8 protein-coding genes are annotated in these 11201 nt (G+C 65.5%); 4 read left to right on the top strand and 4 right to left on the bottom strand.

What is annotated here, in order from left to right:
• Positions 1 to 4 precede the first annotated feature (4 nt).
• Entirely contained in the window at positions 5 to 610 is a 606-nt protein-coding gene (locus ACX27O_RS00040) for a hypothetical protein (RefSeq protein WP_458938783.1), read from the bottom strand.
• Positions 611 to 1235: 625 nt separating this feature from the next.
• On the bottom strand, positions 1236 to 2420 hold the full coding sequence (locus tag ACX27O_RS00035) for an SAVED domain-containing protein (protein WP_458938782.1): 1185 nt from the start codon (positions 2418 to 2420) through the stop codon (positions 1236 to 1238).
• Positions 2421 to 2531: 111 nt separating this feature from the next.
• On the opposite strand from ACX27O_RS00035, the gene ACX27O_RS00030 reads away from it, so the two are divergent.
• Together ACX27O_RS00030 and ACX27O_RS00025 are read left to right on the top strand one after the other, a co-directional pair.
• Positions 2532 to 3632, top strand: a complete 1101-nt coding sequence (locus tag ACX27O_RS00030) for a nucleotidyltransferase domain-containing protein (RefSeq protein ID WP_458938781.1) — start codon at positions 2532 to 2534, stop codon at positions 3630 to 3632.
• A complete protein-coding gene (locus ACX27O_RS00025; RefSeq protein ID WP_458938780.1) occupies positions 3629 to 5233 on the top strand; it encodes a ThiF family adenylyltransferase in 1605 nt (534 codons plus the stop codon). The genes ACX27O_RS00030 and ACX27O_RS00025 overlap by 4 nt, the downstream gene beginning before the upstream one ends.
• 506 nt (positions 5234 to 5739) lie before the next feature.
• On the opposite strand, the gene ACX27O_RS00020 is transcribed toward ACX27O_RS00025, so the two are convergent.
• Positions 5740 to 6957 carry a ricin-type beta-trefoil lectin domain protein gene (locus tag ACX27O_RS00020; protein WP_458938779.1) on the bottom strand — a complete coding sequence of 406 codons (1218 nt, stop codon included), beginning with the start codon at positions 6955 to 6957 and terminating at the stop codon, positions 5740 to 5742.
• A gap of 1703 nt (positions 6958 to 8660) precedes the next feature.
• Positions 8661 to 9002, bottom strand: coding sequence for a hypothetical protein (locus ACX27O_RS00015; protein WP_210861735.1), 342 nt, complete (start codon positions 9000 to 9002; stop codon positions 8661 to 8663).
• 257 nt (positions 9003 to 9259) lie between these two features.
• Here ACX27O_RS00015 and ACX27O_RS00010 point away from each other — a divergent pair, with 257 nt between their 5' ends.
• Together ACX27O_RS00010 and ACX27O_RS00005 are read left to right on the top strand one after the other, a co-directional pair.
• Entirely contained in the window at positions 9260 to 10372 is a 1113-nt protein-coding gene (locus ACX27O_RS00010) for a ricin-type beta-trefoil lectin domain protein (protein ID WP_030331585.1), read from the top strand.
• A gap of 569 nt (positions 10373 to 10941) precedes the next feature.
• Positions 10942 to 11201: RICIN domain-containing protein (locus ACX27O_RS00005; RefSeq protein WP_458938778.1), on the top strand; the 260-nt coding region annotated here is incomplete at its 3' end.

Here is an 11201-nt window from a genome sequence, read left to right as displayed (position 1 = left end):
GGACTTATTCCGCCGTGTTCGGGAGTGTCTCGGGTAGGCAAGCCCGCTGACGGAGCCTGCGCAGCACCCACCGGCGCCACATGAGGCGGCGCAGACCAAAGCGGTAGATGATCGCGCACTCCATCCGCGCGACAATGGCGTTGATCCCGCGAGGTCCGAAGTCGCCTAGCAGCATCTCAGCGCTCTTGCTGATGGGGGGTCCTTGCCAGGCGATCACGCAAGCGGTTCCGACCAGGGGGTTGATGGCGCCGAGGCAGGCGTCGAACACCTCGCTCATGGCGCGACTCTCAGCGGCGATCCATCCGCGGGATTCGGCGAGTTGCTCCTGCAAGGTGTGGCCACGGTCGGCTAGCGCGGTGAGGGTGGCCGCGTCGTCGCTGGTCCGGCGACGGATGCGGTAGGGGTACTCGGCCCAGGCGACGAGGGTGCGCACGGCTTGGGCATAGCGTTCCCGGCGTGCCGTGGCATTCGCCCGGGTGTTGCCGAGGATGACACCAATCAGGCCGGCCACCACGCTGGAGCCGAGGACGGCCAGGGCAATGGTGATCGTAGGCGGCTGGGTGCCGGCAGGATTCACGGCCTGCGCGATCGTCGTTAGGTCCATGACCACCAGTCGAGTTCCTTTCGCGTCGCGGTTTGAGGCTCCAGTTTGGAGCCTGCCGGACGCCGCCGTGGTCGGCATCCTCGCACGCCAATTCGCCGCTGGGCCGCCATGCCTCCTCGAAGATCAGATGCCGGTGGGCGAGTGTGGCCAGGGGCTTCATCCCATCTCCAGGAGCCACCGCAGCACGGGGCGCTGCGGTCGTACTCCAGGCACAGGGCCCAGACCTGCGGGTGCGGTGCTGAAGAGGCGGCTGCGCCCAGTGATTGGGTTGACCCGAGGGCGGTCGGCGGGCGATGCGGCGACGCCGCGGCGCATCGGACCTCCGCCTGTCAGGGCATCGGACCTCCGCCTGTCAGGTACGAGGGGAGCGGATGACGTACAGGCCCAACCCGACTTTTGGTGCAGTCGGTGGCGCACAGGTCGTCCAGGATCTCCACACCGACTCATGGGGCAAGAGCGGATCCCCCTGATGCGGCGGACGTCGGCAACGCTGTGCGCCGGATCGTTCGCGACATTCAGGCACCTTGACGAGGGGCAACTGAATGCGGGAGTGGGTTTGAACTTCAGCCAATGGCAAGCCAGCGCTCCCATCGGCGACTCTGGCCTCGTACGCAGTCAGACGAACATCTTCCTAGCGCCGGACTTGGAGCGCCAGGAAAAACGTCCCGTCGTCGCGCCGGTCGTAGACGTTCAGAGCAGGTGAGACGTGTGGCATGAGCACCCTCCCGATGGTGACTGCGGCCGAGATTCCAACTGCTGCGAAAACGTTGATCTCGTCCAACCGTCCATGGTCGGCTTCGACGCTCGCCAGGAACTCGCGCAAGATCCCTTCAAAGGACGCAAGGTCGGCAGGGGAGGAGAGTAGAGTCGGCCCTGATTCGGCAGGCGGAACCGGCGCGATCGAGTAGATGTGATGATTCACTGCTGCTTCCGTGGGCAGGTCTTGCTCGTGGATGGTGCCGGATAGGTTCAGGACCAGGGTGACGGACTGACGTGATTCGCCCATTCGGACTCGTGTAACCCGGAACAGGACCATTTGCTTCTGGTTGCTTGGCCAGGTCCATGCGTTCATAGTGTCAGTGCGATGCCGTTGAAAAACGATGGTGGACACCTTGTCGTCGAGGCGCGAGCCCAAGGCAATCAGTAGAGGGATGCGTGCGAAAGCAAATACGGCAAGGCGGGTAACGGCGTCTCGACGCACCCCGTCGTGCACGCGCTTCGTGAAGTCGGCGATTTCCCAGGCCAAGCGTTCGAAGTCAGTCCGGTTCAGGCTGCCTCGATTGCGCAGGTCAAGATCAGCGTCGGAGTCCCAGTGGCTGCCGGGGAGGATCCTCGGGTAGAGCCCTGCCGCTGTGGTTGCGGCTAACACAGTCGACCGCGCCAACTCGGCGGGGACGCCGCGAACATCACCCACAATGCGAAGCACGTAGGCGGAGCGGTCGGCTCCGATAGCTGAGAGACTTTCAATTCGGCTCTCGTGCTCCTGCTTGCGGCGCTTCAGTTCTTCTACCGTATAGCGCCCCGCCACGCCGCCGTCATCAATCGGCTTGTGGCAGTTCCTGCAAGCCAAGATCAGGTTGCTTGCGTCGGCCCGCTGCTCGAAGGGTAACGGGGCTTCGCCGCGCGGGGAGCCTTCGGACCAGCCGACGTTATGTGCGAGCTCCCCTATCGGCACCGCTTCGCCTATCTCGGTCGCCTCGACAAGAGACAAGTTGCAGAAGGTGCACCGTCCTGCGGCTCTGGCCCAAACGAGAATCTTATTCTGCTCTGTGACCTTGGGCCGTGACTGCTTGGGCTGCTGCGGCAACACGCTCACCCGATTCTTGTCGTAGGCGTCCGTTATGGTCTCGCCGTCGCTCCGAAGAGGTTGGTAACCGGTCGGAGCCGCCAGCACAAGACCCCATCATCACGCACTGGAGGACCCGCCATGAACATGAGCCACGATGATCAGCTTGCCCGAGTGCTCGGCGCAGGTATCGAATCGTTCGACATCCCCGAAGATCAATTCCTAGTCGCCGAAGCCACATACAAGGCGGCGTGCGGCTTCCTCCGCGACTACTGGGCCGACAGTGAAACCGGAGGCGCTCTCTACCCGCAAGGATCCATGAGGCTGGGCACCGTCACCGCGCTCATCCACCGACGCGACGAGTATGACCTGGACATGGTGTGCAGACACGACCTCGACAAGTCCGACACGTCGCAGGACGACCTCAAGGCAGACGTCGGAGAAGCCCTCAAGCACTTCGCGAAGGAGCACCCGGAGCTGGGCCTCAGCCTGGACGACGAGGGTCGCCGGTGCTGGACCTTCCAACACGACACTCTGCCGTTCCACATGGACATCCTCCCGGCCATCCCCAACCCCAAAGCCGAGCCAACTGGCATCTTGGTGACCGACACCGAAGCTTCCAAGTGGCACCCCTCGGCCCCGATTGAGTATGCGGACTGGTTCCTCGACATCCAGTACGACGAGTGGAAGGCAGGGGCCTTCAAGATCGCTGAGAAGAGACAGATGGACATCGAGGCGCTGCCGAGGCGGTTTTATAAGACGACGCTTCAGCGGACGGTTCAAGCACTGAAGCGCCACCGCGACATCTTCTTCACCGATGATCTTGGCAACCGACCCTCATCGATCATCATCACCACCCTCGCCGCCCAGTCCTACGAACCCCGAGGTGGCCTGTTCAACGTGCTCCACCACGTCGTCGAGCAGATGCCCACACACGTCGACTACAAATTCGGCAAACACGTCATCGCCAACCCGGTCGAACCCGGCGAGAATTTCGCCGACCGGTGGATCGGACACCCTGCCCGTGCCCGACGCTTCTTCGAGTGGATCGAGGCAGCGCTGCGCGACTTCACAGCGATCGCCAACGCCCAGCACACCGACGACATGCTCGCCCGAACTGCCCGAGCTCTCGGCCCGAGTCCCGCCGCCGCAGCGCACCACGCCCTGAGCGCAAGCCCCAGTCTGACCCGTCAATACGCAGTGGCTACAGCCGTGCCGGCCGGGAACGATCGCTTCGCATGACCGGCACCTGGGCACAAGAACTCACCGACGAGCGAGAGACCTTCCGTCGAGGGCTCGCTGCCCACGGTTTCAACGGTGATGGAGACACGCTGATCGGCCCGCTGAGGTGGCGGTCCTCGAGCACGCAGGGGGCGAAGACAGCCACCATCGAAGTCGCGCTCACCGACGCATTCCCCTTCGGCCCTCCGCAGGTCCGCATCCTCGACGCCGGAATGCCGCTCGAGCTGACCTTCCACCGTGACTTCGACGGCTCGCTGTGTCTCTGGTCGTCAAACGTGCCCGTTGACAACGCACCCTGGCGTAGCCCAAGCCAGCTACTACTCAGGGTCGCCGCCTGGCTCAGGCAGACCGACGCCGGCTGGCCTGACGACACCGATTGTGACCTAGAACGGTACCTCCCGAGCGACCCACGTCTCCTGCTCTATGACCTCGACAAGCTCGCCACCGTCAGAGGCTGCGTTCGGACCCAAGCCACAGCCAACGGTCTCCGCGTGACGATCAGCGACGAAGCGCAGCGGCCACCAAACCGCCCTGTCCCCCGCAAGCGACGAGGGGCCCAAGACAAAAGTGGCGGTAGCCCGAAGATCGGCCGCAGGCACCGGGGCCTCGCTTGGATCGCCGACGTTGGCCATCTGGACCGGCCGGTGCAGGACGGTTCATCGCTGTGTCAGACCCTGGGCGCAGACGCTCGGCACCTCATCTGGCTCATTTCAGTCGGTGTCGTTGAATTCGTGGTTCTGCGTTACCGCCGGCATGGCGCGGACGGGGTCCTGACGCTGGCTGTTAGGCCAGCACCGTCTCAGACGCCGCCCATCGAGGTCCATTCTTGCGAGGGAGCCGACACGAGCCTGACGACCCGGATGCTGCGAGCGGGCCCGGCCGCGACCAAGTTGGCTGACCGACGCGTCGCGGTCGTTGGCACCGGCGCGATCGGATCGTTCGTCGCCGACTTGCTGTTCCGACACGGCATACGACAACTAACGATGCTTGATCCACAACTGCTACGACCAGGAAACCTGGTACGCCACCTGGCCGGGGAAAGCCTGGTCGGATTCGCGAAAGTCCATGCCGTGAAGGCCCGATTGGCTGCCCTAGGCTTCGACACCACCAGTGTTGACGGCGCCGTCGACAGGCTAGCCACACCTCAACAGGCGATGAAGCTACTCCGCGAACATCATCTGGTCGTAGACGCCACGGCAGATGCGCGCGCCACGGCGCTACTCACGAGAGCAAGTAGCTGCATCCCAACGCCCGTTCTTTCCGTTTGCCTCCAGCGAGCGGGCGCCATCGCTCGGGTCGACCGCTTCCCCCTGCGCGGCAAGGAACGCCATCTCGAACCGGTTCTGGCAGCTTCCCAACCAGGCGAAACTCACGAACACGGCTGTGACGCGCCCGTCTCCCCGACGCCCCCAAGCGCAGTGGTGGCCGCATCCGAACTGGTATGCCGGGCCGCCATTGACGAACTGACCCACGACTGCAAGATGCCCGCAACGCTGATCGAGGTATACGAACCCCAAGAAGCGCCCTTCGACGTTCGCGGACTGAGGACTTCCGAGCCGCAGGACGGAGATGGCGAGGGCTTGCCCCATTCACGCCCCTAGAACCTGCCCAGGCTGCAGTAGTCCGAGCGATGCTGGTGCATCTGGTCTTACCGCTTCATGGCCGAACAGCCCGTCGAGGCGGCGCACCACGCCCGTCGCACGCCGCACCCAGGTGGGGAGGGGGCCCACGCTCTTGACCAGCGCGCCATGCCGAAGGTCCTTCGTACAAACCGTCCTGCGATGGTCCTCAGCCGCGCGGCCAGGCACTCGGCATGGTGGTGTCGAACTGGCCACAGAAGTCGTCTGCACGAATGGGCGCACCGCTCGGGCGGCTTCCGTGCCGACCAAGGCTCGCTGTGGAGTGAGCAACCGGCAGCGATGTAGCCAGGCCCAGGGCGGCGAGCAGAGCGTCGACCTCGTCGGCGGTCAGGAAGGACACCGTGGTGTGCCGGCCGAAGCGCGCCGGACAAACCCGGCGCTGGTCGTATCCCGGAACGCGCCCGAAAAGGGCGCGGGAGCCTGTCCGCTCCCGCGCCCTGACCGTCAGCGTGCCCCTCGGCCGGCCGTCACGCGGCCTTCACGAAGGACTGTGCGGCCGATCCGTTGCAGTCCCAGATCTGCAGTCGCGCGCCGTCCGCTGTCGAGCCTTGCGGGGAGTCCAGGCACCTGTTGGAGTTCGGGTTGCGCAACCGGTTACCTTCCTGGACCCAGTTCTGTGCGCCGCTGCCGTTGCAGTCCCAGAGCTGCACCCTCGTGCCGTTGGCCGTACCCGCGCCGGTGACGTCGAGGCACCGGCCCAACGTCCGCAGGGTCTGGCCGTCCCAACTCCACTGCTGGTCCCTTGAAACAGAAGGCCCCTGGCACGTCCACAGCTGCACGGCCGCGCCATTGCCGCCCGTGTCGTTTCCGCCCACGTCCACGCATTTGCCGCCCGGCCCGTTGATCTGCGTCGCGGGTCCGCCTGTGGGAGGCGGCGTCGTGCCCCCGCCGTCCTGGTAGTAGCGCACGTAGTCGATCGATGCGGTGAGCGGGAACTGGCTCTGCACGGGGTTCTGTCCGGGGTACGTGCCGCCCAGCGCCAGGTTGAAGATGACGTGGAACGGCTTGCGGAACTCCTCCAAGGTCGCCGGTGTCGTGTCGATCACGTGCGTTTGCACACCGTCGATGTACCAGCGGATCTGCGCGGCCGTCCACTCGATCGCGTAGACGTGGAAGGCCGCGGCGTTGTTGACGGCGGGGTTCGCGACGTAGTTGGCGTTCTGACCCGCTGTCCACGGGAACACGCCGGTCCGGAGATCCCAGAAGATGTTGTTCGTCACGGTCGCGTTCGCGTTCGCGTGTTCCATGATGTCGACCTCGCCGCAACTGGCCCAGTTGGTGGGCAGGCGGTCGTAGTAGGTCTGCGCTGGGTTGTAGGCGCTCGTGGACGTCTCGTCGCACGAGTCACCGAGCATCCAGAAAGCCGGCCACGAGCCGGCGGCGGTCGGGAGCGCCATGCGCGCCTCGATGCGGCCGTACTGGAAGGACCTCTTCGTGTCCGTCGTCATGCGGCACGACGTCTGGTAGAAGTTGCGGCCGTTGACCGTGATGGGCGTCGTGAGCCAGTTGGCGCGCATCACGAGGTTGCCGCCGGACTGCGTGCAGTTCTCGGGGCGGTACCACTCCCACTCGCCGTTGCCCCAGCCGTCGAAAGTATTGAGGCCGGGGTTGAGGCCGTTGCCGACGTTGTAGTTCCAGTTGGCGCTGCTGGGCGCGCCGGACCCGTTGAACTCGTCGGCCCACACGAGGTTCCACGCGGCGTGTGCGGGCTGCTGCTGGATGACCACGCTGCCGACCAGCGCAGTGACGGCCGCGGTGAGGAGGACCATGAGGCGCCGGCGGCTGCGTGACAGCGCTCGGTCCGCGAAACCTGCATTCCTGATCTTCATGTCGGGGAGCCTCGCCTTTCCATTGGGGATGACGGATCGACGCCATGCCCGGGGCGACCCCGCGGACGGACACGGCGAGTGGGCGACGGACACTCCCGCCCGGGGCGACCGAGAGTGCTCTTCCTGGACAAGCAATGCGAGCCATCAACGCGTGAGAGCGCTCTCACGCTAACCACACGAATCAATCGATGTCAATGACTGATGAACGCCGTGTTGCCGGTACATTGCCAGCTGGGAGGAGACCCGAGAGATAGCTGCCGATTACTCGGGATTGTGTGGGCAGCGGTGACACGCGTAGTGGGTGGCCACGGCGGTCGCAAGCCGGTGCAGTGTTCCGGCGTGGGCAAGCCGTCGGCCGCGACCCCGACGCCCTGGCTGATCAGATCGCCGGACTGCTGCGTCTCGTCGGTGGACTGGGGGATTCGAGGGCGACCAGGTGGCCATCGGCGTCGGCGTCAGTACCGAGGGATTGATGTCGGGCGGCCGGGTCAGCGGGCAGCCCCGTCATTGGGTCACCAGCCTGATGCTGTCGAACGACCCGATCCGGGTGCCACCTGACGAGCTCGTGACCCTGGCGGCGCTCGGTCCGGGGGCTGCCGAGGTAGGCCGCACCCTGAGTCGAACTCTTATCGACGTTGTCTCGGCCCGCCGGTAGCTACGGCGGCACGTGTAGGTGATGCCGTTTGCTCGAACGGTGGCGGCCGGGCGCGGCGACGGTTGAGTCCGCGGCGATCGTGCTGCTCGTCCGACGAGCATCCCCTCCGTCCCGCCGTGCCCGTCCGGCTCCAACTTGTCGGCTCCGAACCACCACAGTGCGTGCCTAAAACCGTCGCGCGGCGTAAGGCGACTTCTGGCCGAGGCAGTCGATCTGCGATCCGATCGATCGGGCACCTACCGCCGGCTGGCTAACGTCGACCAACGCCTCGGTAGATCCGTGGCTGCTCGGTGGCTGCTCGGGCGACGGGGGACGGGCGTGGATTTACCGGGACGGAGCCGAATTTCATCAGCTATCGCGAGCCCTCGCGCTAATCGATGGGTAGCGATGGTAGTCGCACGCAGTGCCCGGACCAGCAAGGACGTGGCTGGACGGGGTTGGACTAGGGAGGTTGTGGACCGACTCGATTTGGCGTAGAGTGCTCTTTGGGGAAGACTAATATCTACTTCGGACTACGGATCAGAAGGTTAGGGGTTCGAGTCCCTTCGGGCGCACAAGATCATAAAATGTCTGGCCTGCGGAAACGCGGCCAGACGTTTTTTTGTTGGCCACCCCCGTCGGGCGCTGGCTGCCAGGTTGGTGTCGTCGCTTTCCGTAATCACGCTTGGGTCGTCGGTTGGCGGCCCCGCTCTCCTGGTGGGGGGCACTGAACGGGCGTAGGTCTGCGCAGTTCGGGTCGCCGCAATGCGCCCTGCACCGTCAGTTGGTGTCCCCGCTTTGCGGGGCTGAGCTGAAGTCGTCCCGTAGGCAGGTGTCCGGTCCCGCAGCGGTCCGATCGTCATGATCGAACCCGTGCGGGACCGGATGCCCGTCTGACAACCCACGTACCGTGCGCCTCGCCTGATCAGCCGAAGCAGTTGGGCACTGGCGGTGAGCTGGGTGTGCAGTTGGTGGGCCGGTTGCCGGTGATGGCCGTCTTCTGGTCCACGGTGACCTGGCCGCCGTCGTTGAAGATCCCGCCGGGTGCCAGTGTGGAGATGTTGTCGGTGATCTTGCTTTCGGTGAGGTTGAGGGTGGCGTTGTTGTAGATCCCGCCGCCCTGCGAGCTTGAGCCGATGGCCCGGTTGCGGTCGACGTGGGTGCGGCGCAGTACGACGGTGCCGCTGCCGTTGTAGACGCCGCCGCCGTGTTCGATGGTGCTGTTCGTGCTGGCGACGTTCTCGCTGATCCGGCTCTCTTCGGCCACGAACTGGTTGATCTGTCGGCTCGGTTGACGTGGATCACCGCCGCCAGCAGGGGCGCGGGCGTCGCGCTGGTTCGGCGCCGCTACCCAAGGGTGCTGGCACGCTTGACGTGGGCGAGGTCAGCGACAAGAATTTACATGAATCGCTGTTAGCGTTAACAAACCCGTCCCAGTGCTGCGACGGCATCGTCATGCCGATGTGGTGACGGTCGCCACGGCCTGACTCCTCGGTCAGCACTACCACTGCAGGGGAGAAATCTATGCGAACGAGGGCAAGATGGCTCGCGGCGACCGCCGCGCTCGGGGTCGTCCTCGCCGGGGTGCTGACCTCGACCGGTCCGGCCAGCGCGGAATCCAACGGCGGGGTACGGGTGATGCCGCTCGGCGACTCCATCACCGAGGGCACCCAGGTGCCGGGTGGGTACCGCATCGGACTCTGGCAGCGCCTCGTCAACGGTCGGTACACGGTGGACTTCGTCGGGTCGCAGTTCAACGGGCCGGCCAGCCTGGGTGACCACGACCACCAGGGGCACCCGGGCTGGCGGATCGACCAGATCGACGCGAACATCGTCGGCTGGCTGAACACCCAACGGCCGCGGACCGTCCTGCTGCACATCGGCACCAACGACATCCTGCAGAACTACAACGTGAGCACCGCGCCGAACCGGCTCTCCACCCTGATCGACCGGATCACGACGACGGCTCCCACCGCTGACGTGTTCGTCGCGCAGATCATCCCGCTGTCCAACAGCAACCAGGAGGCGGCCGTCCGCACGTTCAACGCGGCGATCCCCGGCATCGTGCAGAGCAAGGTGAACGCCGGCAAGCGGGTGCGCCTGGTCGACATGCACAGCGCCCTCACCACTGGCGACCTGATCGACGGCATCCACCCCACCTCCGGCGGCTACGACAAGATGGCCGCCCGCTGGTACAGCGCGTTGCAGTCGGTGCCCGGCAGCATCGGCGACCCGGGCACCGGCTCCGGGCAGACCAACGCGATCGTGGGTGCGCTGTCCGGCCGCTGCGTCGACGTCCCCGGCTCGTCCACCACCAACGGCACGCAGGTGCAGTTGTGGGACTGTCACGGTCGTACCAACCAGCAGTGGACCTACACGAGCGGCAAAGCCCTGACCGTGTACGGCAACAAGTGCCTCGACGCCGCCGGCTACGGCACCTCCCCGGGCACCCAGGTCACCATCTACGACTGCCACGGCGGCACGAACCAGCAGTGGAACGTGAACGCCAACGGCACCATCACCGGGGTGCAGTCCGGCCTCTGCCTGGACCCCTACAACATGGGCACCGGCAACGGCACGAAGCTCGTCCTCTGGACCTGCACCGGACAGACCAACCAGCAGTGGAGCCGCCGATAGTTCGGGCGCTCGCGCCGGGTGGTCGGACCGCATCCCCACGTTCGACGTCAACAGACGGCTGGACTGCGGGATCAACCACTCGTCCACCCGGCGCCGCCGACACCGCACGCCGTTGGCGCCGGGTGTCGGTGAGGGTGATGCCGACCAGGACGCCCGCGCTGATGGCCACGGCGCACGGCTCCCCAGGCGATGGGCAAACGTCGATGTTAACGCGCGCTCGACGCCGCCTCAAGGGCGGTGGTCGTGCTCTGGGCGGGGATCTGGGGCGATGCCTGCGGGAAGTCGGTCGAGGGTGTTCCGCTCCAAGATCCGTGGTTCGACGACCGTTGATGTTCCCAGCACGTTACGTCTTGACGAACGGCATGTTATCGCTCACAGTCGATGCCTAAGGACGACGACACCTTGGCTTTCCGGGCAAGCCCTGCCTCGTCGATCTCGAATCAGGCGTGCGCCAGGGCTCGCCGGCATCTTGTTAACGCTAACTTCTTGACGCCTGTTTGCTCGGCCACGCGTCGCGGTACGCCCACCCCCGGGCAGGCCGTTCGGCTCTTGGTCATTGGAGGAGGATCATGTCTGCCCTCGATAGGTCTCCAACAATCGCACCGCCGTCGCGGCGGCAACGTTGGTGGTTGCCCCGTCTCCTCGCCGCCAGCGCGGCGGCGTTGATGGTCGGTGGCGCCGCCGTAGCGGTGGTGTCGTCGCCCGCCGCAGCGGCGACTGTCGACACGAACGCGTGGTACGTGTTGATCAATCGCAACAGCGGCAAGGCCCTGGACGTGTACAACCTGGCGACCAACGACGGCGCGCGGATCACGCAGTGGACCCGCAA

The sequence above is a fragment of the Micromonospora sp. SD19 genome, assembly GCF_054462275.1.
The sequence above is the reverse complement of the archived record's forward strand: the minus strand, read 5'-3'. Positions and strand labels throughout refer to the sequence as shown.

What these genes read in the sequence shown, in the direction of transcription:
- ACX27O_RS00010 (WP_030331585.1), top strand. Translation starts at nt 9,260, where the DNA reads ATGCGAACGAGGGCAAGATGGCTCGCGGCGACCGCCGCGCTCGGGGTC.
- ACX27O_RS00030 (WP_458938781.1), top strand. Translation starts at nt 2,532, where the DNA reads ATGAACATGAGCCACGATGATCAGCTTGCCCGAGTGCTCGGCGCAGGT.
- ACX27O_RS00025 (WP_458938780.1), top strand. Translation starts at nt 3,629, where the DNA reads ATGACCGGCACCTGGGCACAAGAACTCACCGACGAGCGAGAGACCTTC.